The following is a 24569-nucleotide window of genomic DNA, read 5'->3' on the forward strand; positions in this document are numbered from 1 at the left end:
AATAGGGTTGTTTAAGTAGGTTTTTTTCACGGGCTATTCTTTTTGGTTTTCTAAGTGAATCCGTTCCAGAATGTCTCGGTCAATTGGTTTGCATAAGTAGCCTACGATTTCTGAGAAACTGTTAGCTTTTTCGCGATCTTCGTTAGCAATGGAGGAACTGGCTATGTAAATGGCGGATTTTTTTTCGAACTTGAAATCAATCCGTCGCAACTCATTCATAAAGGCCCAGGCATCCATTTCCGGCATGTCGATGTCTAGTAGGATAACATCGGGAAATTCCTCGGCACTTTGAATTGCTTTTAATGAGTCGATAGCAACTTTTCCATTTTTGTAACTCAGAATCTGACTAAATAATTGACTTTTCTCAATTATTTTCTTTGTAATTAATTGATAAATGGGGTCATCATCAATTATACAGATACTTTTTGGGGCGTTCATCTGAAATATATTTTAAAAGTTGTTCCTTCGTCTAATGTACTTTTAACGACTATTTTTCCTCCCATAGCATCAATCTGGTTTTTCGAAATGAATAAACCTATTCCTCTTGCATCAGCGTGATTGGTGAATGTTTTGTACATTCCGAATAGTTTTTCTCCGTTTTTCTCCAGATCAATTCCGATTCCGTTATCGGTAATTTCCAATACGGTTTTCCCTTCTTCCTGATACGATTTCATATCGATCACAGTTTGTCTGTCAGGGTGTCCGTAGCGAATGGCATTCGATATAAAGTTAAGTAATATACTCTCTAAATAAGCAGGATTGTATTTAACTTCAATGTCTTTGTTTACTTCGTTGTGAATGATTACATCATTTTTGAGTAGTTGTTCCCGAAGTACATCCAGTGTTTTGTTTATATATTTCTTTAAATTAAGGGGTTCAATGATCAGGTTGATGTTTGTCTGAATCGTAACAACTTCGTTCAGATTGTTCATCGTTTCGTTTAGTACGGATGAAACCGATTTTAATAACTGAATCATTTCGTCTCTTTCTTCGTCGGAATCAGCAGTCTCAATCAGATTGGAAATCGATTGAATGTTGCTGGTGTGAGAGCGAAGATTGTGTGAAACGATATAAGAGAAGTTCAGTAATCGTTTGTTTTGTTCCGTAACCAGATGAAGGGTATTGTTTAATTCGATTTCGGCCATTTTGGCTTTTGTGATATCAATCATGATACCGCGTAGGGTAACGGCAATATCGTTTTCAACCACAACGCTTACGATGTCGCGAAGCCATACGATTTCTCCGTCTTTGCGAATCATACGATATTCGAAGTCGTGTTGTCTCTTTTCGTAGGTGTAACGTGACATAAAGGCAATAACCCATTCTTTGTCGTCCGGATGAACATGATTGATCCAGAATGACGGTACGCCCAACCATTCTTCCGGTGTATAACCCAGTATGTCTTCTACTTTGCGACTGATAAAAGTAAAGTCGAAAGTATTCGGATCGCCTTCCCACACAATTCCGTCAATTGTATTGATCAACGATTCTATTTTTTGTTGGGATTTTAAAATTACCTCTTCCGAATTTTTACGTTCTGTGATGTCTTCAGTAGAAACCAAAACGCGCTCCAGTGTTTTTTCATATTCCGGAACAACACTCCAGCGGAAGTGGATGTGTTTGTGCTGGTTGTCCATGAATTTTACCTGAGAATCACCTGTAATGTGGTTTTGTCGCTGAGTAATAGCGATTAACTGTTTGGAGAAAATCGGAATGGATTCATCGTCAAAAATAGTGCTCAGTTTTCCTTTTAGGATATTTTTATCTTTTACCGAATGTAAGGCTAGGCACATATTGTTAACATCGATAACTTTAACTAATGATAAGCATTTGCGAATGACATCGATATTGTTTTTTAAATACTGCTCCACTTCATCACGACTCATGTCCATCAGTCCTAACTCGGTAAGGTAGTGTTTTACTTCGGAGAAGTCTTCTTCCCAAAGCGGAATAGGAGAGTTGTTGAATAAGCTTTTGAAACGTTTTTCACTTCGTTTAATACGATCCTGCGCTTCTTTTTTATCGGTAATGTCTTCGATAATTCCGATATGTGAAGTTGGTTTTTCACCTACTGACCATAACGGTGTAATGGTTACGCTGGCCCATACAATATTGCCGTCTTTATGGAAGAAACGTTTTTCAAGTCCGAATTCCCGGATAACACCTCTTTTTAAAAGACGCATTTTTTTAAAATCATTTTCGAGATCATTCGGATGAGTGATCATCATATAATCCATTTTACTGATTTCGTTCGTTTCATAGCCGAGCATCTGACAAAAACGTTCGTTGGCTTCAATAAAAGTTCCGGAGTTAGAGTCGATATGGGCAATCCCGATTGCCGCTTGTTCGAAAATGGATTTGAACTTAATTTCACTTTTCATTAAACGAAGCGCCTGTGAATGTACAAGTCGCTGTAGTTCGGATGGACGTTTCAGTAAGCTGGTAGTAAACAATCCGCAGATCAGTGACAATACAATCGCCAAAATAGCGATAGGTATTAATTGTTTGATCAGGTAATAATTGTTTGTAGTGATAAGATATAATTTCCAGTCGCCGTCAGGAAAGGCCACTGTTAGATGTGTTTTATTAGCAAAACTCTTTTTGTTCGGAAGGAAAAATTCTTCTTTTCCGGTTACCGGATCCGTTTTAGAAAACTGAAAATAATATTTATCGGTAGAAAATGTTTTAATTCCGGATGTTTCCAGAAAGGTGTTGAATTTGATAACGACAGAACAAAATCCCCAGAATTTATTTGATTTGAATACCGGATACCAGCCTACAATTCCTTTTCCTCCTTGTTTTAATTCCAGTGGACCGGCATAATATATTTTTTTATTTTTGATGGCTTTTAATGCCCATTTATTTGCTTTAGAAGAATTCAGGATGTTGTAATCGATAACCGATTCGTTGCCTTTTAACGGATAAACGTATTTTATAATACCGTTTGGAACGAGCTCTATTGCATCGATATTGGGATTGGAGTCGACTAATTGTCTGCCGATTTCGTCAAAATTGCTGGGGTTTCCGTTGTCGTCAATTGTCATAGCCAGTGTTAGTGTGCTAATATGACTGTTTTTAAGCGATTGTTCAATGTTTTGATGAACAACATTCAGAATGCTGCTCATTTCGCGTTGCTCGCTTTCTTTGATAATCTGATACCGTAAAAAAAGAATTAAATTCGAAATTAAAAACAGGAGTGTAAAGACCAATATCCCAGTCGTTTTTGGTCTTGATAAAAACCAACTGATGAGAATTGTAATTTTTTTATCCAGATTCATTGGAGCTGCCTTTGGGGGTGGGTGTTAAAACTTTATAAATTTATAAAAAATGCAAATAAATGAATTATAAAAAGTGCAAAATACTCATTATTTCACAACAAAAGTTTGATTTGAATAAAAAAAAAGCTCATCATAAAGATGAGCTGATGTTGTGACCTCGACAGGATTCAAACCTGTAACCTTCTGAGCCGTAATCAGATGCGCTATTCAGTTGCGCCACGAGGCCTTTTGTTTTTACGGGTGCAAATATAGGGACAAATATGTAACTTGCAAATAAAATCGCAATAAAATTAAAAAAAAAATGATGTTAAAAGAGTATGTACGTGATATTCAGGATTTTCCTAAAAAAGGAATTTTGTTCAAAGATATCACTCCGCTATTAGCGAGTCCGGAAGCAACGAATGTGTGTCTTCAAAAATTAACAGAAAAGCTCAAAAATGTAAAAATTGACAAGGTGGTCGGAGTGGAAAGCCGCGGTTTTTTCTTCGGAACATTATTAGCGCATGAGCTGCAAGCTGGATTTGTTCCGGTACGAAAGGCCGGAAAGTTGCCGTTCACGACTGTATCGGCTTCCTATGAGCTGGAATACGGTACTGATACGTTGGAAATCCATGCCGATGCCATTCAAAAAGGAGATAAGGTGCTAGTACATGATGATGTATTGGCTACCGGCGGTACAATTAAAGCCGTTTGTGAGCTTGTAGAAGCTTTAGGAGGCGAAATTGTTCAGGTAAGCTTCCTGATGGAATTGTTATTCCTGAACGGAGGGGATAAAATTAAAGCTTATGACCGATTCGCGGTTATGGAGTATTAGTTTAAAGCTCGTGTTGTGACATAATAACGCCAGGCAATAATAAGTTTCTGGAAAGCGGTTGCTTTCGACAAATCAAGATTTTGTTTGCTATAGCTTGGCAAAATGATTTTATTGATTCGGGCTAGTGTTTTAAACATAATGCTTTGGTTTTGATAAAGATAAAAAAAAACGACCAATAATTTGGTCGTTTTTTTTAGTCATTATTGCGTAGTGCGCGTTCGCGATCTTTTCGGGCTGCTTCTAAAATTTTGTCTCTTTCTTTTAAAGCTTTATCACGTTCTTTCATGGCTTCTCTGTGGGCCTTCATGGCGATTTTTTGTTCTTTCATGGCTTCGACCTGAGCTTTCATTGCAATTTCGTGACCTTTCATGGCTTCTTCGTGTGCTTTCATGGCTTCAACTCGAGCACGGTCAATTTCCGGTTTGGCTTTTTCTATAGCGATACGAGCGTCTTCTAAAGCTTTTCTGGCGATTTCTTTTGTATCGATATTCAAATCTTCATCACTCCATACTTTATCGCCGTTAACGTACACTACAGATCCCCGGCTAGACGATGAAGATGTGGATGTAGTGGTTACTTTTCCGTTTTTAATGATCACTGAAGAAGAACTTTTAGTAGCTGGCGCTGTCGGAGCGGCAGGAGCTGCCGGTGGACTTACCGGGCTTATTGCATTCGGCGGTGATGGTGGGCTTGGCGGACTAGGAGGTGAAGGCGGGCTTAATAAATTGCTTAAATAATCACCTAATGATTCATCTTCTGATAAGTCGGCTGCATCATTGATTTGCGTTTTAACAGCTGTTCTGCCTGATGCATGTCGTTCTTTGGCATCGGAACTAAAACCGATTTTAGTTTTACCGTTGTCATCGGTTTTTTTGACAAAACGAATCGGATTTATCGGATCATTACTGTCAATTTGTGTAATACCGTTGTTGCCGTCTTTGTCTTTGTATTCGATCTTAATACGGATGATTTCACCTTGTTTGTTGCGTTTTACTTTGGAATACTTTAAATTAATGTTGTATTCTTTTTTAAGTAATGCTACATTGTTTTTTAGTTGATCATCTGTTGTGTTTTTGTCAACGATTACAGTAACATTGTCACCCGGTTCGGAAGGTGTGTTGTTGGCTTGTAATGTTGCGGTGGTTTGCTTTTCCTGCGCCAGGACTTTTACCTGGAACTGTAGGATAAAAAAGGCCAGTAGCGGAAGGATGATTAGGTACTTCCACAGATTCCTTTTTCGGGACTGGTTGGTGTTTAACATAACGATTCGTTTTTTGATTAATGATTGATAAAAATGATTGGTGATGGCAATGCATTGGGTTTGCATTGTTACTTTTACTAATGTCTTTTGATAGGCTTTGATGTCGTTTACCACTTTGGTTGCTTCGGCATCGGCAATGAATTCCAGATTTTGGGCAATCGCTTTTTTGTAAAGCCAGATTACCGGATTAAACCAGAAAAGGATACAGAAAAACTGTGCAATCATCATGTCTAATGAATGTTTCTGACGACTGTGGATTTTTTCGTGCTCAATAATATCGGTTAATTCGTTTTCTTGTAACAGCTTGGAATTGTATACGATATAGTTGAAAAATGAAAAAGGGGATTGTACTTTTTCGGTGTCAATAAAATGAAAATTATTACGGGTTATAGCTTTGGGTTTTTCGAGTATTTTTTTAAGGGAACGATACTCAAATAACGCCCGAATACAAAATATTAGAATACCGATGCAGTATAAAGCGACAAACAAATAGTGATAATTGATTTCAAAACCGGAGTTTGTCGTGGTTGCTAAAAGGTTGTCTTCCGTGCAATATTCATAGGCAACTGAAGCAAGTGGATCGCGTTTTACCCAAACAATTTTTGTAAATGAGATCAGCGGAAGTAAAACAGAAGTTAACAGTCCTGATAATAAATAACCGCGATTGGCATTAAAAAACGTTTCTTTTCGTAAAAAGAAGTGATACGCCAGAAAAAATACGGTTGTTAATACTGTTACTTTTAAAATATAAATACCAAATGCTTCCATATAGGCCTATTTTTTTTCGATCATATCTAAAATTTCGCGAAGTTCGTCCGCACTGATTTTCTCTTCTTTAGCAAAAAAAGAAACCATACTCTTGTAGGAATTGTTGAAATAGTTTTCAATGGCATTATTCATAAAACTCTTCCGGTAATCTTCTTTTTTTACTATCGGATAATATTGATGGGTGTTTCCAAATGCCTTATGTGACACATATCCCTTTTCTTCCAGATTTCGGATAATGGTGGATAAGGTGTTGTAATGTGGCTGATCGTCTTTGATTTCAGCTAATACCTCTTTTACGAACGCTTTTTCAAGTGTCCATAAAATTTGCATTACTTCTTCTTCTTTGTTTGTTAATTTCTGCATGATAATCAATTTCTAATAAAACCGGATTTTGATTTCCGATTTGGATAAAACAAATGTATAACTATATTTTTAGTTTTGCAACTATAAAAATAGTTAAATAACTAAAAAATCAGTTTTTTAAATGTAATGTATTGTTTTATAGTGTTTTAGTTGTTTTCTGATTTTACAATTTTTAAAAGCCAGATACCGACTAACGCTGCTATTGCGGCAAAAGTTCCCATAAAAATCCAGTTGGTGGTGTAGTTGTAACGGGATATTATTTCCATTCCGGTTTTGGAACTCATAATATGTGCCATACTAAAACTCATCGTGTATAAAGCCATATAACGACCTTCGTGTCCTTTTGGGGCGCGACTCATTGCGAAGGAATTGGAAAATGGAAAAGCAAACATTTCGCCAAATGTGATCAAAACTAAATTGATCACCAGTATACCAACCCAACCTTTTAATAGTAAGGCGTAAAAACCAAAAGCGATAAAAAGCGACCCGAAAAATATGATCTTAATTTTTTCTACTTTTTTGCGCTCAAAATAACCGACAAGCGGCATTTCAAAAAGAAAAATAAGCAGACCGTTAATCGACATCAGTAAGCCGGTTTGGAATTCAGTTAGCCCGTATTGTTCGTTATGATATAACGGTAGCGTACTGAAAAACTGAAAGAATACCATAGCTGAAGCAAAGCTGATAAATAGAAATAGCCAAAATGGTTTATCACTGAATACCGATTTTACAACCTGATTTTCATCGGCATGATGAATGACTTTCTCTCTTTTTTTCTCTTTTACCAATAAACGGAATAATAAAATGGCGGTGATACAGGAAATACCGTCAATCCAGAAAAGACCTTTGTATCCGATCCCCATAATAATAAGACCACCTAAAGCCGGTCCGGCGGCAAATCCCAGATTAACGGCTAGACGAACAAGGGTTAAGGCCCGGGTACGGTTTTCCGGTCGGGCGTATGTATTTAATGAAACAAACATGGCCGGTCGAAACATATCAGCAATGATCATTATAGCAAACATAGCCAGACAGAGTCCTTTAAAGCTGGTTACAAATTGTAAGCTTATAAATAAGAGTCCGCTTGTAAATAAACTGAAAATCATAATCCGGTAAAATCCGATTTTGTCGGATAATTTTCCGCCCAACCACGAACCGATCATCGATCCGCAACCAAAGCTCACCATAACCCAACCGACCTGATGATAATCGAAATGAAGATCTTCTTTCAGGTATTTGGAAAGAAACGGAAGGACCATCGTTCCGGCTCGGTTAATAAAGGTAATTAGAGTCAGAATCCATATCTCGCGTGAAAATCCTCTGAAATTATTGATATAACCGGAGAAAACTTTTTGTAACATATAAGGGGAGCTAAAGGTCAAATTTACAAACTATTTCGGTGCATAAAGGGTTACAGTTGTAATTTAATAATGAAATAATAAGGGCGGTTTCGGACTTCGGATTTTTGATTATTTTTGCAGCATCTGTTTCTTAAGCAATCAGATACTTAATAGCATGAAAAAAATAGTATTTATAATATTGGGAATTGTACTGCCAATGACGGCTTTTTCACAATGTGATCCGGCATCGGTATCGGAATTCCAAAAAAAGATGAATGCTGAGTTTGCCGACCCGGAACATTCACCGTTAAAAGAGAAGGATATAAAAGTGTTTCAATCGCTGGATTTCTTTCCGGTTGATATGAAATATTGTGTAACGGCCCGATTGGTAAAAACAACAAAAGAAAAGCCGTTTGCAATGCCTACGACCGGAAAAAGAACACCGTTATATGTAAAATACGGTGAGTTGTTTTTTACACTTGACGGAAAAGAGTTTAAACTGGCTATATATCGCAATCTGGAATTAGCAAAAAGGGACGAGTTTAAAAAGCATTTGTTTTTACCGTTTACCGATTTGACGAGTGGCGTGGAAAGCTACGGAGGCGGTCGTTATATTGATTTGGAAATCCCGGAGGGCGATACGATGACAATCGATTTTAATAAAGCCTATAATCCGTATTGCGCGTATAATGAAGGATATTCTTGCCCGATTCCGCCACAGGAAAACGATTTGAAAACCGAAATCAAAGCAGGCGTTAAAGCTTTTCATAAATAATGTTGTATAATCTGCATACACATAAAGCATCCGGAGCATCCGGAGTTTTGGAAATTGTAAATCAATATCCGAATGAATTTGATTCCAATGCTACATTTTATTCAATCGGGATTCATCCGTGGTATATAAATGACGATCGATTACAAGAGGATTTGGAGACAATCGAAAAACGACTTTTGGATGAAAATTGTCTGGCATTGGGCGAATGCGGATTGGATAAACGTATTGAAACCGATTTTAACAAACAACTTTCGGTTTTTGAAAAGCAATTGGAGTTAATTCAAAAACAGCCGAAACCGGTTATTTTACATTGTGTTGCGGCTTATCAGGAGGCAATAGCGGTAAAAAAACAAATGAAGCTGGAAGTTCCGATGATCATTCATGGATTTTCGAAAAATTATCAGGTCGCGCGATCGCTTCTGGATAATGGATTTTATTTGTCTTTCGGAAAATACCTGTTGCGTAATCCGGAGTTGGAAAGTGTGTTTAAAGCGGTGCCGGATGACCGGTTTTTTCTGGAAACGGATATGGTAGAAGAGACTATTTTTCAGGTATATGAAAAAGCGGCTTCTATTAAAGGCGGTACTGTTGAGGCTATAGTGGAACAAAATTTTAAGAATGTATTTAATAACAATAAATAAAAAATAAATGGCTGAATGGACAGAACGGGCAGAATTGCTGTTTAAGAAAGAAGGACTTGAAAAATTAAAAAATGCGAATGTACTGGTTGTCGGTATGGGTGGTGTCGGATCATTTGCTGCGGAATTTATTGCCAGAGCGGGAGTAGGAAAGATGACAATTGTTGACGGTGATGTTGTGGATATTACTAATATTAACCGTCAGTTACCGGCTTTGCATTCTACAGTCGGAAAACCGAAAGTAACGATTGTTGGCGATCGTTTAATGGATATTAACCCGGAATTAGCGCTTACAAGAATACAGGAATTTTTATCGCCGGAAAGAGCTTTTGAACTGATTACACCGGAATTTGATTATGTGTTGGATTGTATTGACAGTATTACGCCTAAATTGAATCTGATAGTAGCGGCAAAACGTAAGAAAGTAAAAATCATCAGTAATATGGGAGCCGGAGGAAAATTTATGGCTAGCAAAATTGTGGTGAAAGATATCAGTAAAACAGATGTATGTCCGTTAGCTAAAACAATCCGTAAGCGCTTGAAGAAAGAAGGAATTTCTACAGGAGTTAAAGCTGTTTTTTCGACTGAAACACCGGATGAAACAAGTTTAAAAATGACCGATGGATTGAACTTTAAAAAATCATTTTACGGAACGAATAGCTGGATGCCGGCTTTATTTGGGTTACATTCTGCTGAGACAGTGGTACGTTATCTTTTAAAAGACAAATAAGAGAAACCTTTTTAAAAAAGATAAGAAAATGAAAAAAGTCCTTCAATTGAAGGACTTTTTTTATAGCTATTCTGCTGTTTCTTTTGCTGTTGCCGGTGGAGGTGGTACCGGTTTTGGATTTGGTGTTACCGTTGGTGCCGGTTTTGGTTTTGCGGTAATCGGGATAAAAATCTCCGTTATCCATTCCGAAGGTTTACGACTTTGTAACGGGCCGACTTTATAAACTTCAAGGTATTTACCGTTAGGATCTTCCATCCATTTGTTTTTGGTGATCTCGGCATACGTTTTGTCCCATGCTTCTTTGCTATGCGAATAGTCACCGCTTAAAGTCGTTTTTAATGCTAAATACGGAATTAATTCTCCGGTTGCAATGTCGCTTCCCTGAGCGGTAAAAATCTCTTCTTTTACCGGAAGACAAACGGAAAAATCAACCTGGTTGGCCGCTTTATCATATTTGTTGTAGATAACAAAAGCACTTCCGTTTAGTGAAATGTTGTTGTCCTGTGCAAATTTCTTAAGATTGGTAAACATCGGTGCCATTAAACCGGTAAGCTCCGGAATTTTACAGGTTGCCGATTGTTTGATATAATACGTTCCGGCTTTTTTAACCAGTCCGTTAATTTTGATATTGTATTCTTTTAATTCTTTCACCAATACATTGTCGATATTTTCCAGTCCTTTTTGGAACATCGGACCTAACATTCTGTCAGAACCACCGCTTAGTATTGCGAAAGCTTTCATCATAAAGCCCATTTCTCCTTTCATTCCCCAGGTAACTTTAGTACCGCCTTTAACCGGTGTAAAAGTCCAGTAAACATCAGAAGGATCACCATGATCAAAATAAATCTTTTGTTCAATAGTATCGTTTCCTATTGTTTTGATGGTTTCCATTTTTCCGTTACCGTCTTTTCCGGTCCACGAAAATGAAGCACCGGTTCCTTGTGTTCTATCAGTATAACTGTTTCGGATAGTCGGATCGTCTTCTTTCCAAGGTCCCCAATCGTCCCAGTTTTTGTAGTCGTTAATATAATTGAATAAAGCAGTCGGAGAAGCATTGATGACTTTTGTTCGTTGTACATCAAACTTACCGCTCTGAGTAGCAATGTAAACCGTCAGGGCAATAGCCGCTAGAATTAATAAAAGAAATATGTATTTAACTACGCGCATAGAATTAAAAAAAATTTCATTTAGTTGTCCAAAGTTATAACAATTATTCTTTCAAAAAGAGTTTAATTATAAATAAAATTCCTATAAAAGCAAAAAAGGCTAATAGTATCCAAAGTGATCCTTTATAGTGTAATTTGTGCAGTGACAGGTCCTTTCGATACACGTAGATCATTGCGGTTACAAAAACAATAACAAAGAATAAAGCGAAATAAAGTTGACCTGATGTAAACATGAATTTTATTTTTACGCAAAATTAGCGTTTTGCGGGGAGATTTTCTATTTTAGACGGTAAAATTAAATGGTATGAAAAAACAATTACAGGCGGTTCGGGAGTTTCATGAATCCTTCGGGTTAGGCGTGAGCGAACTTCCAAAAGCGGATTTGGGCGAACAGGTAAATCTATTGCGTTTTAATCTGATGAAAGAAGAGAATGAAGAATATCTGGAAGCGGTACAAAATAAAGATCTGGTTGAAATAGCCGATGCATTGGGCGATATGCTTTATATTTTATGCGGAACAATACTGGAGCACGGATTACAACATAAGATCGAAGAAGTTTTTGATGAAATTCAACGCAGTAATATGAGTAAGTTGGGAGAAGACGGAAAACCGATTTACCGTGAAGACGGGAAGGTGATGAAAGGACCGAACTATTTTAAACCGAATTTTGAAGCAATATTAAAATAAAAAAACCGGGCTAAAACCCGGTTTTTTTATAGGTATAACTTTGGATTAGATTTTTACTGTCCAACCGAAAGTATCTTCAATTTGTTTGTATTGAATTCCGGTTAATTGTTGTTTGATATAAGTAGCAAACGATTTTTCCGGTTTTGTAAGTTCATAATAAGTGTCTTTATAAGAGAAACCTACAATCGGATTAACCACAGCAGCTGTTCCGGCACCGAAAATTTCTTTCAATGTTCCGTTTTTGGCAGCTTCAACTATTTCATCCACTAAAACAGGACGTACCTGAACATCGATTCCTTCTTTAGTTGCCAATTCGATAATACTTTTACGGGTAACACCATCCAGGATTCGTTCGCTGGTCGGAGCAGTATATAAGGTATCGTTAATTCTGAAAAACACATTCATCGTTCCGGCTTCTTCCAGTTTGGTATGCGTCGCGTCATCCGTCCAGATGATTTGTTGGAAACCTTGTTCATTAGCCAGTTTTGTCGGATAGAATTGACCGGAATAATTTCCGGCGGCTTTAGCAGCACCGATTCCTCCGTTTGCAGCACGACTGAAATGCTCGGCAATAACTACTTTTACTTCTCCTGAATAATACGATTTAGCCGGTGAAAGAATAATCGTAAAACGATATTGTGTAGACGGAGCTGCTACAACGCCGGATCCGGTTGCAATCATAAAAGGACGAATATATAAAGCATTTCCGTTTCCTTTTTTAACCCAGTCTTTTTCAATCTCAATTAATTTGTGTAATCCGCCAAGAAAAACATCTTCCGGAACTTCCGGCATAGCAAGACGTACCGCCGATTTGTTAAAACGATCAAAGTTCTGATCCGGACGGAATAACCAAATGTCATCTTGCTCATCTTTATAAGCTTTCATTCCTTCGAAAATCGCTTGTCCGTAATGAAAAACTTTAGCCGATGGATCCAATGTAAACGGTTCGTAAGGCATAATTACCGGTTTTTCCCATTTCCCGTCTTTGTAGTCACAAATAAGCATATGGTCGGTAAAAATGTTTCCGAATGTCAGGTTTTCAAAATCAACACTGTTGATTTTTGATTTATCTGCTTTGATAATAGTAATGTCAGTGGTTGTTTTTAATTCCATTTAATTGTTAATTTTAAAAATAAACTAAATTACTGGTTACCAATAATTAAGCATAATTTTTAAATTGATAAAAAACTTGTTGTGTCGTTGCAAATTTAATTAAAAAAAGCACTTTTAATAGTGCCCGATTAAAAATAATGTAATTAAACAAGGAATTACTAATTTTTTTTTGAATTGTTAAAATTTAAAACGAAATAATCCGAATTAATCGGAAATAGCGAAAAAATAAATTAGAATTATGCGCATTCAATATAAATTTGTTTCTTTGGAAGTCTTAAAATCGGGCGAGTTATAAAGTGTAGCCGTTCTTTTTTAATACATTGATAATCAAAATAACCAATCCAAACGAGATATGAAAAAAAGTATTTTTTTAGCCGGTGTTATCATTGCTCTGGCGAGTTGTAATCAAAAAAAAGGAGAAGAACCTAAAGTGGCCGAAAATAAAACGGAATATGCTGTTTTTGGTGATAGTATCAATGCTGACGGTGTGATAACCAAAGAAGCAATGTTGGCAAAATTTAAAGATTTAAAACAAGGGGATACCGTAAACCTGAAATTTAAATCAAATATTAAAGATGTATGTCAGAAAAAAGGATGTTGGATGACATTAGACCTTGCTGACGGTAAAGAGGCTTTTGTAAAATTTAAAGATTATGCCTTTTTTGTTCCGATGAATGCAAGCAATCAGGAAGCGGTTGTGAACGGAAAAGCTTTTGTAAATATTGAAACGGTAGATCAATTAAAGCATTATGCAAAAGACGGTGGAAAATCACAAGCAGAAATTGATAGTATTAAAGAGCCGAAAGTGACGTATGCATTTATGGCAGATGGCGTTCTAATTAGTAAATAATGAAAAAAATAGTGTTTTTGGCATCGCTTTCCGGTGTTTTACTGTTCGGTTCCTGTAATTCTAAAAAAACGGAAGAGCAAAAAAAACCCGCTGAAAAAACGGAAAAAAAAGATTTCAAAATGTATGAAATGTCCGAAATGGCGGCTTTAATGGAGCAGATGTATGTGGACAATCAACGTTTAAAGGACCGTATTAAAAACGGGGAAGTGGTTGGGAATTTTCCGGATCATTTCCTTAAAATACATAAGGCGGTTATGACCGATGAAAGTGAAAATGATGCTTTTTTTAAAGAGCAGGCGCAAAAATTTATTGAGGCGCAAAAATTGATCTATGAAGATCCGAAAAATGCCAAAACTCATTTTAATAACGGAGTAGATGCGTGTATACGTTGCCATGAGGTAAAATGCGGCGGCCCTATTCCGAGAATAAAAAAACTGTATATCAATTAATTTGAACCGAAAAATAATACAAACAGAAGATGGGTCAACCACTATTTATATAGAGGATTGGGATGAAACCTATCACTCCAAATTCGGAGCGATTCAGGAAGCCCGGCATGTATTTATAGGTAACGGACTGTCCCTTTTTGAGGAACAGTCTCTTGCTGTTTTGGAAATCGGTTTCGGTACCGGATTAAACGCTTTTATTACTTTTCTGGAAGCTGAAAAAAAACAGCAAATAATCGATTATGTTGGTATTGAGGCTTTTCCGGTGGCAAAAGAAGAATTAGCACATCTGAATTATGTTTCGGAACTGAATGCGGAGATACATCGAAATGCCTTCGAAACGATGCATAATTGTCCCTGGGAGGCAAAAACAGTACTGTCACCGTATTTCGCTTTAACAAAAAAGCAACAATACTTTAACGAAATAGATTACAAAAACCGATTTAATTTGATTTACTTTGATGCATTCGGATTTCGCGTACAACCGGAACTCTGGACTGCGGAGATTTTTCAAATTATGTATGATGCGCTTCAGGAGAAAGGAACTCTGGTAACCTACGCCTGTAGAAGTTCTGTAATCAAAGCGCTGCATGAAGTAGGTTTTACGACTGAAAAATTGCCAGGTCCACCGGGAAAACGAGAGATGTTGAGAGCTACAAAATGTTAAATTTTTAAATTTGTTATACTAAAATAACAATTATTACGTTTGCCTAATAAATGGCTTTCGTTTTGTAGATTTACGAAAGTAGTTACGTTCTTACCCTTGAATTAACCATTAATGCCCGTAGATTATGCCAAGAGCTATGTTTACTTACACCAAATCTATTTTAGAAAGAGTAAGCTTTGACCCAAAGTTATTTTGTAAAGAATTAGAAAAAGCCTTAAAGAACTTATTACCTTATGAAGTCGACCAATTAAGAGATTGGTTATTACATTATACCGTAGGCAAGCCCGAGTTAAAACAATGTCTTATATACGTTAATCAATGAAAAAAAGGAGTCTGATTTCAGACTCCTTTTTTGTTTTTAAGCGGACTTATAATTTCGACGTTATGAAAAGCAATAGCGCCTTTTATAACACCGGCAATAGTACTGCGGAGTGCTTCTATAATATGGCTTTTTAATTCGCTTTTCGGGAAGATAAGACTGACTTCACGTGCCGGACGCGGTTCTTTAAAATGGCGCAATTTTAATTTGTCTTTTTCTTTTAAATCTAATGTATGCAAATAAGGTAGCAGGGTAGTGCCTAATCCTTCATCGGCCAATTTTATCAGAGTTTCAAAACTGCCACTTTCAATATGGAACCTGTTTTCTGAAAAATTACCTTTGTTTTTACATAAGTTTAGAATACCGTCGCGAAAACAATGACCATCCTGAAGCAGTAAAATGGTATCAATATCCAAATCGCTGATGTCGATCTCGGTTTTGTCAAAATTTTTATTGTTTTCCGGGATATAAGCGACAAACGGTTCGTAATACAAAACAATCTCTTTTAAATTCTCTTCTTCTAACGGTGTTGCGGCAATGGCCACATCGAGATGTCCGTTTTTTAAACGTTTGATGATTTCTTCCGTATTGTGTTCTTCGATAATCAGATTGACTTTCGGATAACGATTTACAAAATTCGTCAGAAACATAGGTAATAATGTCGGCATTACAGTCGGAATGATACCTACTTTAAACTCACCGCCAATAAATCCCTTTTGTTGGTCAACTATGTCTTTTATCCGGTCGGATTCGTTTACAATATTCTTAGCTTGCGATACGATTTTTTGCCCGATTTCGGTTAATTGAATCGGTTTTTTACTTCGGTCAAATATCAATATATCAAGCTCATCTTCCAGCTTTTGGATCTGCATACTCAGCGTAGGCTGGGTTACAAAGCATTTTTCAGCTGCGAGGGTAAAGTTTTTATGTTCGGCTACGGCTAATACGTAATATAATTGAGTGATCGTCATTTTTATAGAAATTTTTGATAAAAATATAAAAAGTATCAATAATAATTATAGTTTGCCGGGTTAATTTTGGTTAAATTTGTAGTATAATATTTAAACGTAGAATAAATATGAAAACAAATAGCCTTGGATTACCCGTAAAAGAAACGAAAGTTTTAGTAGCCGAATTAAACATTTTATTAGCCAATTTTCAGGTGTATTATCAAAATCTGAGAGGTTTACATTGGAACATCAGAGGAAAGCGCTTTTTTGATTTACATGTTAAGTTTGAAGAATTATACAACGATGCTCAGTTAAAAGTGGATTTGATTGCAGAACGTGTTCTTACATTAGGCGGTGTTCCGTTGCATTCATTTGATGACTACATTAAAAACAATAAACTTCCGGTAGGTAAAAATATTTCGAATGATGAAGAAGCAGTTCATTTGATTATCGCTTCTTTAACCGACCTGCTAAAAATTGAAAGAGTCATTTTGGGACAATCAGGAGAAATCGATGATGAAGGAACCAATTCAATGATGAGTGACTTTATTAAAGAACAGGAAAAAACCATGTGGATGATGAAAGCGTGGTTGGAAGAAGAGATTTAAAAAAGGGGGAAACCTTAAAAAACCTAAAGTTGAGTGAAAAAGTATTAAAGAAATATTAATTGTTTTTCACTTAACTTTTTTTACATCATTTTTTTTGTAAGTTCGCGGCATGAAAGTATTGGTAAAAATAGTCTTATTTCTGTTTATTACTTTTCTGGCTACTCCAACGATTGTGAGTATCCTGAAGAGTGATGCGGATACTTCTATGGTATACAGTCTTTCAGAAGAAGAAACGGTAAAAGAAATCAAGGAAACCAAAGCCCAGTTAAAATTTGAGCTTCAGGTTCCGGTTCTGTTTACTACAAAACGGAACGCTACTGTTATTACCTTCGAAAATACTTTGAAACACGACAATCGTTTCAGAGAAATCTTCTCTCCACCTCCCGAGTTGGTATAATTCAATTACAGGAACCCTTGTGTTCACCATTTAAGCGTATTCTACACGCTTACAATCTAATTGTATTATACTTTATCGGTTATGACAAAAAAAATCAATCTTTTTGCTAACCTGAAGGCTGACTTTGCTTCAGGATTAGTAGTATTTTTGGTTGCTTTGCCGTTATGCCTTGGAATTGCCATGGCATCGGGAGCACCTTTATTTTCAGGAATTATCGCCGGAGTTGTCGGTGGTATCATAGTAGGCTATTTAAGCCAGTCTCATATCAGTGTTTCAGGTCCTGCTGCTGGATTAACAGCAATTGTATTAACAGCCATTACAGATCTGAATGCATTTGATGTATTCTTATTGGCGGTATTCATCGCCGGATTAATCCAAATCACACTGGGCTTTATCAGAGCCGGTAGTATCTCCAACTATTTTCCGACTAATGTAATTGAAGGAATGTTGGCGGGTATTGGTGTGATCATTATTCTAAAACAAATTCCGCATGCCATTGGTTACGACCGTGATTTTGAAGGCGATCAGGCTTTTATTCAGGCGGAAGGCGGTAATACGTTATCAACGCTTTTAGGCGCATTGGATTATATCAATTTAGGTTCTGTTATTATTACTTTAATCTCAATGGCTATCTTGATTTCCTGGGATAAAATCGGTTTTCTGAAAAGAATGAAACTGATTCCGGGAGCTTTGGTTGCGGTGATCATCGGAATTGTGTTGAATGAACTGTTTATTCAGACGGGAAGTTCATTGGCAATAGCAAAAGAGCATTTGGTAGCTTTACCGGTAATGACTTCTTTTGAAGATGTAAAGGCAATTATTGTCTTACCTGATTTTGCATCTATCACAAATCCTAAAGTGTGGATGGTCGCTTTTACCATTGCAATTGTAGCTTCTATTGAAACCTTATTGTGTATTGAAGCAGCTGATCGTATGGACGTTCATAAAAGATTTACCAATACGAATGTTGAGTTAAAGGCACAAGGTGTCGGTAATATGGTAAGTTCTTTATTAGGAGGTCTTCCGATGACTTCGGTTGTGGTTCGTTCGTCTGCGAATGCCAATGCCGGAGCACAATCAAAAATGTCGGCTATTATCCACGGAGTGTTGTTATTGATCAGTGTGGTTAGTATTCCTTTCTTATTGAATAAAATCCCATTGGCTACGTTAGCAGCGGTATTGTTATTAGTAGGATATAAATTAGCGAAACCATCGGTAATTATGCATTTCTGGCATAAAGGAAAATACCAGTTCGTACCGTTTATCGCAACATTATTAGGAGTTGTATTCACCGATCTTTTAAAAGGAGTACTATTAGGAATTATCATCAGTGTTTTCGCTGTATTACGCGGAAATCACAAAAGAGCCTATAACTTCCGTAAAGAGGAATACCACGATGGCGATATTATTCATATCGATCTGGCACAGGAAGTATCGTTCCTGAATAAAGCGGCAATTAAAAATACACTGAACGAGATTCCGGAGAATTCAAAAGTGATCATTAATGCTTCCGATACCGTTTATATTGCACATGACGTACAGGATTTGATTAAAGAATTTAAAGCAATCCGAGCGGTAGAAGATAATATTGAAGTTCATTTAATCGGATTTAAAGACGAATATGAACTGGAAAATACAGCTTCTGAAAAGAAAAATGTTTTTGTAGAACATTCAAAATAAGTAAATTAAAAAATAAACTAGTAATAAATAAGCTAAAAATTAGAGTCATTTCTGGATTAATGAGTAATTTTAAACCAATTTCAAAGCTTACTTTTTAGTATGGCCTAATGAAAGCTTCCAAAAAATTATAAAAAATGAAAGCACATACAGCAGAAACACAAGCAACAGTAACACCGGCTAAAGCACTTGAGTTCTTAAAAGAAGGTAATGCACGATTTGTAAACAACTTAAAAATGAACCGAAACCTATTGGAACAGGTAAACGACACAAAAGACGGTCAGTTTCCTTTTGCAATTGTTTTAAGTTGTATCGATAGCCGTACTTCAGCCGAATTAATTTTTGATCAGGGATTGGGTGATATTTTCAGTGCCAGAATCGCAGGAAATATTTTAAATGATGATATCCTGGGAAGTATGGAATTTGCCTGTAAATTAGCCGGAACAAAATTAATTGTGGTTTTAGGACACAGTAAATGTGGAGCCATTAAAGGGGCTTGTCAAGGAGCTGAATTAGGACACCTGACAAATTTATTAAGTAAAGTTAAGGTTTCTGTAGATGAAGTTAAGGCTGAAATGCCGGGTGTTGAAAATACCGATCCGGCTTTAGTAAGCGCAGTTGCACAACACAATGTGATTCATACAATGGATGAAATCCTGGATAGAAGTGAAGTGCTTCGTGAACTTTTTGAGTCTGGACAAATTGGAATTGCCGGAGGATATTATGATATCGAAACCGGAGAAGTACAATTCATGAAAGAAATTTTACACGACTAAAAAATAAATCATCATCCGGAATAGCCATTGTAATGAGTGAGTTTTATAGAAAATTAATCGAGAATAATGAGAAATGGGTCGAATCGAAACTAAGTGACGATCCTGAGTATTTTATTCGGTTATCTAAAAGTCAGAAACCACCGTTATTATGGATCGGTTGTTCCGACAGTCGGGTTCCGGCTAATGAAATTATAGGAGCACAACCAGGTGAAGTATTTGTACACCGAAACATTGCCAATATGGTCGTGCATTCGGATATGAACATGCTGAGCGTACTCGATTATGCGGTGAATGCATTAAAAGTCAAACACATTATTGTATGCGGACATTATGGTTGCGGCGGTATTAAAGCAGCGATGACCAACAGTTCAATCGGGATTATCGATAACTGGATCCGACATATTAAAGATGTGTATCGCTTTCATAAGGCAGAACTCGATGCGATACAGGATGAAACAGACAGATTTAACCGTTTTGTCGAAATTAATGTAACCGAACAGGTTTATGATCTGGCGAAAACATCTATTGTACAAGCTGCCTGGAAAGAGGACCAGGAATTGCATGTGCATGGATGGGTTTACGGATTAAAATCCGGTTATATAACCGATTTAAAAGTCAATTTAAGTTCAAATAAGGACTTAGATGAAATATACCAATTAGATTTATAGAAAAAGGCTGTCATTTGACAGCCTTTTTTATTTTATTAACCTGACAGGTCTATTGACACTGACAGGTTTTAATATTTTTATTCGATATCAAGATTTTCGTTAAAAGCGGAAGGCAATAGCTTCGGAATAAATTTGATCAAAATCGGAAGGAGTAAACTTCCGCCCGGTAAAAGGAAAATCGTAAGTGACGGTATCGTTTTACAAATATCCAATAATTGTTTTTTGACTTTTTTCTTTTCTTTCTGATCCAGATCTTTATGAGTTGACTTGGCGAGTAGCAGCATCAATTCTCCGCTTTCGCTAATCTCTTTTAAAAGCCTGTTTTTATTGCGTGTGATCAATACGATTACATTCTGTGTTGCCTGATCGTAAAAATGCTTTACGGGATTAGAATAACGGAAATACGGAATTTCTTTCTGGTATTTCATGATAAACTCATCGATAGCGCAAATGCTCTCTGACGCATATTCTTTATCTATTTGCAATTGTTCCGCAAGATTGTACATAAATTGCGTTTCGGATTCTTCAAGCAAATTATCACTCCATAAAGCCATTCCGGTAATATCCAACAGGTAATTTTTTTCTAAATCCGAATTAAAATAATCGAATTCGAGCATTTGGATATCCTGAATACTGATGGAATTAAATTTTGTAAACCGAACGGAAGACTCAAAAAGTTTTATCAGTAAATCATCATAAGTCGATTTATTAGTCTTTGTATTTAAGGCTAATGCTACCAGACTTACAATTGTTTCTTCTAATTTTTTCAGGTAATTATTGGGGATTTCTCCATGTAATAAATATTGACGAAATGCTAATACATCCATAAACAGTAATGCATTGGTCAATATATGAGAGAAGTTTTTACTGATGATATTATCATTGGTTCGAACCCGTTCACTGATCATTTTTTCCAGTTCGTTACTCGGAGAAGAACTCGGTAGCATTTTTTTAAGCAGATTAAAACCTTCCGGGTTCATCTGATTGTAAAATGAGATGGCTTTTAGGATAAATTTTTTGGGTTCGGAATCATGTGTGATTAAACCATAAACGCCATAAAGACTGTTTAATAGTGCTACTTTTGTAAGTTCTTCCGAAGTCCATCCTTTGGTTTCAATGGGTTTATCGGTTACAAAATCGACAACATGACCGTAAATAAATCCGGTATTCCGGATGTTAGTATAAAATTCTTTCGGATATACGACAACCGGTAACGGCAAAGGACTTTGCTTAATAAAAAATTTATCTATCCAACCGTTAATTGAAGGGTTAATCATTATCGAAAATTATTCCACAAAGCTAAATTTTTTTATCTGTCTGATAAAAGAATGTCGATAAGTTTTGAAAAAATATTATCGGGAAGTCTTTTTTAAAATTGAAATGACTTCCCGATTGTTTTTTAGCGGATTATTGCAGTACAGGCAACTCTTCCTCCGGCATTTCCGGTTGGCTGAGTTACAAAATCATCAGCACCCTGATGTACAATAATGGCTTTGCCCAGTACATCTTTAGTGGCATCACCACAACCGATACACCATTCGTTTGTAGTTAATGTAATTTTTCCGTTTCCGTTTTTATCGGCTGTAAAATTACCGATATCACCTTTATGATATTCACCTTCTCCCCATTTACCGTGTTTTTTGAAAGTCGGATTCCAATGTCCGCCGGCTGAAGTTGCATCAGCAGAAGAGCAATCTGCTTTTTCATGGATATGGATAGCGTGTACACCAGGAGTAAGTCCGGAAATTGTTGCGGTAAACGTTACTTGTCCGTCTTTTTCTGAAAAGGTTACATTTCCTTTGGTTTGCGTATTGCTTTTGGGTTCTAAAGCGATTTTCAGCTCGTTTGTTTTAGGTTCTGTTTTGGTTTTGCATCCTATTAATAGTGCGCTTAACCCTATGGATACTAGAAATATTTTTTTCATGATTGCTATTTTTATCAAATTTAGAAAATTTTTAAGCGGGTAGGGTGTTAAATCGTAAAATAAAAAAACCGCCCAGCAAAAATTGCCAAGCGGTCTTTTTTAAACAAACTAAACCAAAAATATTTATTGCTATTAATAACAGTAGTGATTCTCTTTTATTAATTTGTCAGCAATAACTTCTCGCAATGTCACTACATTCGGCACATTCGTATATTTTGTAAAGCGACGTAATCCCATTAGCATCATACGTTGTTCGTCACCTTCAGCAAAAGAGGCAATACCTTCTTTTCCTTTTAAGGTGATAATGTCAACGGCATGATATAAATACAATTGCGCCATAGCAATCTGTTCTTTTACATTTTCAGCACCATTCGCTTTTGCTGATTTTTCTGTTCTTAAAATAGCACTTTCGGCCATATAGATTTCAATCAGCATATCAGCGGCAGCCATTAATAACTGTTGGTGCTTATCAAGATCCGGTCCGTATTTTTGAACGGCACTTCCGGCTACCATCAGGAATGCTTTTTTCAGTTTTCCGATGATTTCTTTTTCTTCAGCAAACAATTCGGAATAATCCGGCGTATCGAAAGAAGGGATACCCATTAGCTCTTCTGCTACTTTCATAGCCGGGCCTAACAGATCTACGTGTCCTTTCATTGCTTTTTTGATTAACATACCTACGGATAACATACGGTTGATCTCGTTTGTCCCTTCATAAATACGGGCAATACGAGCATCACGCCATGCACTTTCCATTGGTGTATCTTCTGAGAATCCCATACCTCCGAAGATTTGGATACCTTCATCGGAACAGTTTTGCATGTCTTCAGATACGGCTACTTTAAGGATTGAACATTCGATTGCAAATTCTTCTACCCCTTTTAATTCGGCTTCCTGATGTGAAACACCATCAGCGATTCGGGCATTAATACGATCCTCAATACTTTTAGCAGCACGATAAGATGCGCTTTCTCCGGCATAACAAGATGCCGCCATTTCGGCTAATTTGGAACGGATAGCGCCAAAATTTGCAATTGGAGTGTTAAACTGGACTCTTTCATTGGCATATTTTACCGCGCCGGAGATCGTTCTTCTCTGAGCATCTAAACACGCCGCAGCTAGTTTAATACGACCAACATTCAGTGCATTCATAGCGATTTTAAATCCTTCGCCACGTCCTGCCAACATGTTTTCCACCGGTACTACAGTATCATTAAAGAATACCTGACGGGTAGAAGAGGAGCGAATACCTAGTTTGTGTTCTTCCTCGCCTAAAGTAATACCGTTATTCGGTACGTTTTCTACAATAAATCCGGTGATGTTTTTATCGTCTTCAATACGGGCGAATACAATAAAAACGCTACAGAAACCGGCATTGGAAATCCACATTTTCTGTCCGGTGATTTTATAGGATTTACCGTCTTCTGATAAAACGGCTTTGGTTTTACCGGAATTGGCATCCGATCCGGCTCCGGGCTCTGTCAAACAGTAGGCACCGAACCATTCACCGGTAGCTAATTTCGGTACGTATTTTTTCTTTTGTTCTTCTGTTCCGTATAAGGTAATCGGCATAGTTCCGATTCCGGTATGGGCTCCGAATGCAGTTGAGAAGGATCCGGTTGCTCCTGAAATATAGTCACACACGAGCATAGTCGATACAAATCCCATCTCTAAGCCACCGTAAGCTTCCGGAACAGCTACTCCTAAAAGACCTAATTCTCCTGCTTTACGCATACATTCTTCCGTGAAAGCATAATCTTTCTTTTCAAAACGGTCTTTATTCGGCCATAATTCTTTATCTACAAACTCTTTTACAGAGTCACGCATCATTAACTGCTCTTCTGAGAAATCCTCAGGTGTGAAGATGTCTTCACTTTTTGTTTCTTTTACAAGGAATTGACCTCCTCGGGTTATATCGCTCATGGTGTGGTTATTTTAAATGTTGAATTTTAAGTTTTAAATTATTTAGGAATGTTTTCCTGTGATGTTTTTACAATTTTGGTGATAATATTAATTAAATGTTCAATTGCTGTCAGATAGCTGTGTACGGGAATATTAGTGATATTTGATTTGTCTAATAGACGTAACCAATATTTCGTTTCACGCGCTTCTTTGGAAGCGATCGACATTTTATGAATAAAATCTTTTTTTGATTGTGCTGCAATGGCTTCCTCAACATTAGCACCAATGCTTGTTCCGCATCGCATTAATTGTTTTGAAATGATAAATTCTTTTTCATGCTGTAAATTTTTATAAAGACTGATAATAGATATCGCAAATTCAAAAGTTCTATTAGCAATCAGATTATCGGTTTTCACGGCATTTAAAATTTAAAATTCATCATTCAAAATTT

27 protein-coding genes and 1 tRNA gene are annotated in these 24569 nt (G+C 36.7%); 14 read left to right on the top strand and 14 right to left on the bottom strand.

Translation table 11 applies throughout. The features are described 5' to 3' along the window. Positions 1–33 precede the first annotated feature (33 nt). From NOX80_RS10065 to NOX80_RS10075, 3 genes are all read right to left on the bottom strand, one after another. Positions 34–438: a response regulator gene (locus NOX80_RS10065; RefSeq protein ID WP_256549647.1), complete on the bottom strand. Its 405-nt coding sequence runs from the start codon at positions 436–438 to the stop codon at positions 34–36. Then, complete coding sequence (locus NOX80_RS10070; protein WP_256549648.1) at positions 435–3278, bottom strand: PAS domain S-box protein; 2844 nt, start codon at positions 3276–3278, stop codon at positions 435–437. Before NOX80_RS10070 ends, NOX80_RS10065 begins: the two co-directional genes overlap by 4 nt. 152 nt (positions 3279–3430) lie before the next feature. Then, positions 3431–3504: transfer RNA gene (locus tag NOX80_RS10075), tRNA-Arg, on the bottom strand. Between the two features lie 75 nt (positions 3505–3579). On the opposite strand from NOX80_RS10075, the gene NOX80_RS10080 reads away from it, so the two are divergent. After that, positions 3580–4092: an adenine phosphoribosyltransferase gene (locus NOX80_RS10080; protein WP_256549649.1), complete on the top strand. Its 513-nt coding sequence runs from the start codon at positions 3580–3582 to the stop codon at positions 4090–4092. On the opposite strand, the gene NOX80_RS10085 is transcribed toward NOX80_RS10080, so the two are convergent. From NOX80_RS10085 to NOX80_RS10100, 4 genes are all read right to left on the bottom strand, one after another. Continuing rightward, the gene (locus NOX80_RS10085) at positions 4089–4229 is read right to left on the bottom strand and encodes an SsrA-binding protein (RefSeq protein WP_256549650.1); all 141 of its coding nucleotides are present in this window, start codon (positions 4227–4229) and stop codon (positions 4089–4091) included. The genes NOX80_RS10080 and NOX80_RS10085 overlap by 4 nt on opposite strands. Positions 4230–4285: 56 nt before the next feature. Then, positions 4286–6121 carry a M56 family metallopeptidase gene (locus NOX80_RS10090; RefSeq protein WP_256549651.1) on the bottom strand — a complete coding sequence of 612 codons (1836 nt, stop codon included), beginning with the start codon at positions 6119–6121 and terminating at the stop codon, positions 4286–4288. Between the two features lie 6 nt (positions 6122–6127). Further along, complete coding sequence (locus NOX80_RS10095; RefSeq protein WP_256549652.1) at positions 6128–6484, bottom strand: BlaI/MecI/CopY family transcriptional regulator; 357 nt, start codon at positions 6482–6484, stop codon at positions 6128–6130. Between the two features lie 146 nt (positions 6485–6630). Next, positions 6631–7845, bottom strand: coding sequence for an MDR family MFS transporter (locus tag NOX80_RS10100; protein WP_256549653.1), 1215 nt, complete (start codon positions 7843–7845; stop codon positions 6631–6633). A gap of 154 nt (positions 7846–7999) precedes the next feature. On the opposite strand from NOX80_RS10100, the gene NOX80_RS10105 reads away from it, so the two are divergent. From NOX80_RS10105 to NOX80_RS10115, 3 genes are read left to right on the top strand one after another with little or no spacing between them, the layout of a single operon-like run. Beyond that, positions 8000–8599 (top strand): DUF1684 domain-containing protein, encoded by a 600-nt coding sequence (locus NOX80_RS10105; RefSeq protein WP_256549654.1) that lies wholly within the window; start codon positions 8000–8002, stop codon positions 8597–8599. Further along, positions 8596–9240 carry a TatD family hydrolase gene (locus NOX80_RS10110; RefSeq protein ID WP_256553003.1) on the top strand — a complete coding sequence of 215 codons (645 nt, stop codon included), beginning with the start codon at positions 8596–8598 and terminating at the stop codon, positions 9238–9240. Before NOX80_RS10105 ends, NOX80_RS10110 begins: the two co-directional genes overlap by 4 nt. A gap of 7 nt (positions 9241–9247) precedes the next feature. Then, complete coding sequence (locus NOX80_RS10115) at positions 9248–9967, top strand: tRNA threonylcarbamoyladenosine dehydratase (RefSeq protein ID WP_256549655.1); 720 nt, start codon at positions 9248–9250, stop codon at positions 9965–9967. Between the two features lie 66 nt (positions 9968–10033). Here NOX80_RS10115 and NOX80_RS10120 read toward each other — a convergent pair whose 3' ends face one another. Further along, positions 10034–11134: an SRPBCC family protein gene (locus NOX80_RS10120; protein ID WP_256549656.1), complete on the bottom strand. Its 1101-nt coding sequence runs from the start codon at positions 11132–11134 to the stop codon at positions 10034–10036. Positions 11135–11437: 303 nt separating this feature from the next. Between NOX80_RS10120 and NOX80_RS10130 the strand changes: the two genes are divergently transcribed. Then, positions 11438–11821 carry a nucleoside triphosphate pyrophosphohydrolase family protein gene (locus tag NOX80_RS10130; protein WP_256549657.1) on the top strand — a complete coding sequence of 128 codons (384 nt, stop codon included), beginning with the start codon at positions 11438–11440 and terminating at the stop codon, positions 11819–11821. A 45-nt stretch (positions 11822–11866) separates the two neighbouring features. On the opposite strand, the gene NOX80_RS10135 is transcribed toward NOX80_RS10130, so the two are convergent. Beyond that, positions 11867–12934, bottom strand: coding sequence for a branched-chain amino acid aminotransferase (locus NOX80_RS10135; protein WP_256549658.1), 1068 nt, complete (start codon positions 12932–12934; stop codon positions 11867–11869). A gap of 352 nt (positions 12935–13286) precedes the next feature. Here NOX80_RS10135 and NOX80_RS10140 point away from each other — a divergent pair, with 352 nt between their 5' ends. The 4 genes from NOX80_RS10140 to NOX80_RS10155 all read left to right on the top strand — a co-directional run bounded on the left by NOX80_RS10140 (position 13287) and on the right by NOX80_RS10155 (position 15219). Then, a complete protein-coding gene (locus tag NOX80_RS10140; RefSeq protein ID WP_256549659.1) occupies positions 13287–13784 on the top strand; it encodes a DUF4920 domain-containing protein in 498 nt (165 codons plus the stop codon). Then, on the top strand, positions 13784–14233 hold the full coding sequence (locus NOX80_RS10145; protein WP_256549660.1) for a hypothetical protein: 450 nt from the start codon (positions 13784–13786) through the stop codon (positions 14231–14233). Before NOX80_RS10140 ends, NOX80_RS10145 begins: the two co-directional genes overlap by 1 nt. Before the next feature lies 1 nt (position 14234). Continuing rightward, positions 14235–14897, top strand: a complete 663-nt coding sequence (gene mnmD / locus NOX80_RS10150; protein WP_256549662.1) for a tRNA (5-methylaminomethyl-2-thiouridine)(34)-methyltransferase MnmD — start codon at positions 14235–14237, stop codon at positions 14895–14897. Positions 14898–15021: 124 nt separating this feature from the next. Further along, positions 15022–15219 (top strand): hypothetical protein, encoded by a 198-nt coding sequence (locus NOX80_RS10155; protein WP_136401914.1) that lies wholly within the window; start codon positions 15022–15024, stop codon positions 15217–15219. A gap of 17 nt (positions 15220–15236) precedes the next feature. Here the strand turns inward: NOX80_RS10155 and NOX80_RS10160 are convergent, their stop codons facing one another. Next, a complete protein-coding gene (locus tag NOX80_RS10160; RefSeq protein ID WP_256549663.1) occupies positions 15237–16187 on the bottom strand; it encodes a LysR substrate-binding domain-containing protein in 951 nt (316 codons plus the stop codon). 107 nt (positions 16188–16294) lie between these two features. On the opposite strand from NOX80_RS10160, the gene NOX80_RS10165 reads away from it, so the two are divergent. From NOX80_RS10165 to can, 5 genes are all read left to right on the top strand, one after another. After that, complete coding sequence (locus tag NOX80_RS10165; RefSeq protein WP_256549664.1) at positions 16295–16774, top strand: Dps family protein; 480 nt, start codon at positions 16295–16297, stop codon at positions 16772–16774. A gap of 109 nt (positions 16775–16883) precedes the next feature. Further along, the gene (locus tag NOX80_RS10170) at positions 16884–17171 is read left to right on the top strand and encodes a hypothetical protein (RefSeq protein ID WP_256549665.1); all 288 of its coding nucleotides are present in this window, start codon (positions 16884–16886) and stop codon (positions 17169–17171) included. An 81-nt stretch (positions 17172–17252) separates the two neighbouring features. Then, entirely contained in the window at positions 17253–18851 is a 1599-nt protein-coding gene (locus NOX80_RS10175; protein WP_256549666.1) for a SulP family inorganic anion transporter, read from the top strand. Positions 18852–18985: 134 nt separating this feature from the next. Next, a complete protein-coding gene (locus NOX80_RS10180) occupies positions 18986–19624 on the top strand; it encodes a carbonic anhydrase family protein (RefSeq protein WP_256549667.1) in 639 nt (212 codons plus the stop codon). A gap of 32 nt (positions 19625–19656) precedes the next feature. Next, complete coding sequence (gene can / locus NOX80_RS10185) at positions 19657–20292, top strand: carbonate dehydratase (RefSeq protein WP_256549668.1); 636 nt, start codon at positions 19657–19659, stop codon at positions 20290–20292. 77 nt (positions 20293–20369) lie between these two features. On the opposite strand, the gene NOX80_RS10190 is transcribed toward can, so the two are convergent. The 4 genes from NOX80_RS10190 to NOX80_RS10205 form a co-directional block, all read right to left on the bottom strand. Beyond that, complete coding sequence (locus NOX80_RS10190) at positions 20370–21569, bottom strand: LETM1-related biofilm-associated protein (RefSeq protein WP_256549669.1); 1200 nt, start codon at positions 21567–21569, stop codon at positions 20370–20372. A 122-nt stretch (positions 21570–21691) separates the two neighbouring features. Next, on the bottom strand, positions 21692–22216 hold the full coding sequence (locus tag NOX80_RS10195; RefSeq protein ID WP_256549670.1) for a superoxide dismutase family protein: 525 nt from the start codon (positions 22214–22216) through the stop codon (positions 21692–21694). 132 nt (positions 22217–22348) lie between these two features. Further along, on the bottom strand, positions 22349–24139 hold the full coding sequence (locus NOX80_RS10200; RefSeq protein ID WP_256549671.1) for an acyl-CoA dehydrogenase family protein: 1791 nt from the start codon (positions 24137–24139) through the stop codon (positions 22349–22351). Positions 24140–24177: 38 nt separating this feature from the next. Further along, positions 24178–24534, bottom strand: a complete 357-nt coding sequence (locus tag NOX80_RS10205; protein ID WP_256549672.1) for a four helix bundle protein — start codon at positions 24532–24534, stop codon at positions 24178–24180. Between the last annotated feature and the right edge of the window lie 35 nt (positions 24535–24569).

The organism is Flavobacterium cerinum (genome assembly GCF_024496085.1).
In the GTDB taxonomy this organism is placed as follows: domain Bacteria; phylum Bacteroidota; class Bacteroidia; order Flavobacteriales; family Flavobacteriaceae; genus Flavobacterium; species Flavobacterium cerinum_A.

Excerpts from the sequence above, each read along its gene's own strand:
- NOX80_RS10190 (WP_256549669.1), bottom strand. The coding sequence starts at position 21,569 with ATGATTAACCCTTCAATTAACGGTTGGATAGATAAATTTTTTATTAAG.
- NOX80_RS10175 (WP_256549666.1), top strand. The coding sequence starts at position 17,253 with ATGACAAAAAAAATCAATCTTTTTGCTAACCTGAAGGCTGACTTTGCT.
- NOX80_RS10135 (WP_256549658.1), bottom strand. The coding sequence starts at position 12,934 with ATGGAATTAAAAACAACCACTGACATTACTATTATCAAAGCAGATAAA.
- NOX80_RS10080 (WP_256549649.1), top strand. The coding sequence starts at position 3,580 with ATGATGTTAAAAGAGTATGTACGTGATATTCAGGATTTTCCTAAAAAA.
- NOX80_RS10085 (WP_256549650.1), bottom strand. The coding sequence starts at position 4,229 with ATGTTTAAAACACTAGCCCGAATCAATAAAATCATTTTGCCAAGCTAT.
- NOX80_RS10165 (WP_256549664.1), top strand. The coding sequence starts at position 16,295 with ATGAAAACAAATAGCCTTGGATTACCCGTAAAAGAAACGAAAGTTTTA.
- NOX80_RS10070 (WP_256549648.1), bottom strand. The coding sequence starts at position 3,278 with ATGAATCTGGATAAAAAAATTACAATTCTCATCAGTTGGTTTTTATCA.
- NOX80_RS10065 (WP_256549647.1), bottom strand. The coding sequence starts at position 438 with ATGAACGCCCCAAAAAGTATCTGTATAATTGATGATGACCCCATTTAT.
- NOX80_RS10090 (WP_256549651.1), bottom strand. The coding sequence starts at position 6,121 with ATGGAAGCATTTGGTATTTATATTTTAAAAGTAACAGTATTAACAACC.
- NOX80_RS10195 (WP_256549670.1), bottom strand. The coding sequence starts at position 22,216 with ATGAAAAAAATATTTCTAGTATCCATAGGGTTAAGCGCACTATTAATA.
- NOX80_RS10200 (WP_256549671.1), bottom strand. The coding sequence starts at position 24,139 with ATGAGCGATATAACCCGAGGAGGTCAATTCCTTGTAAAAGAAACAAAA.
- NOX80_RS10130 (WP_256549657.1), top strand. The coding sequence starts at position 11,438 with ATGAAAAAACAATTACAGGCGGTTCGGGAGTTTCATGAATCCTTCGGG.
- NOX80_RS10155 (WP_136401914.1), top strand. The coding sequence starts at position 15,022 with ATGCCAAGAGCTATGTTTACTTACACCAAATCTATTTTAGAAAGAGTA.
- NOX80_RS10145 (WP_256549660.1), top strand. The coding sequence starts at position 13,784 with ATGAAAAAAATAGTGTTTTTGGCATCGCTTTCCGGTGTTTTACTGTTC.
- NOX80_RS10095 (WP_256549652.1), bottom strand. The coding sequence starts at position 6,484 with ATGCAGAAATTAACAAACAAAGAAGAAGAAGTAATGCAAATTTTATGG.
- NOX80_RS10160 (WP_256549663.1), bottom strand. The coding sequence starts at position 16,187 with ATGACGATCACTCAATTATATTACGTATTAGCCGTAGCCGAACATAAA.
- NOX80_RS10115 (WP_256549655.1), top strand. The coding sequence starts at position 9,248 with ATGGCTGAATGGACAGAACGGGCAGAATTGCTGTTTAAGAAAGAAGGA.
- NOX80_RS10105 (WP_256549654.1), top strand. The coding sequence starts at position 8,000 with ATGAAAAAAATAGTATTTATAATATTGGGAATTGTACTGCCAATGACG.
- NOX80_RS10170 (WP_256549665.1), top strand. The coding sequence starts at position 16,884 with ATGAAAGTATTGGTAAAAATAGTCTTATTTCTGTTTATTACTTTTCTG.
- NOX80_RS10180 (WP_256549667.1), top strand. The coding sequence starts at position 18,986 with ATGAAAGCACATACAGCAGAAACACAAGCAACAGTAACACCGGCTAAA.
- NOX80_RS10140 (WP_256549659.1), top strand. The coding sequence starts at position 13,287 with ATGAAAAAAAGTATTTTTTTAGCCGGTGTTATCATTGCTCTGGCGAGT.
- NOX80_RS10100 (WP_256549653.1), bottom strand. The coding sequence starts at position 7,845 with ATGTTACAAAAAGTTTTCTCCGGTTATATCAATAATTTCAGAGGATTT.
- can (WP_256549668.1), top strand. The coding sequence starts at position 19,657 with ATGAGTGAGTTTTATAGAAAATTAATCGAGAATAATGAGAAATGGGTC.
- NOX80_RS10120 (WP_256549656.1), bottom strand. The coding sequence starts at position 11,134 with ATGCGCGTAGTTAAATACATATTTCTTTTATTAATTCTAGCGGCTATT.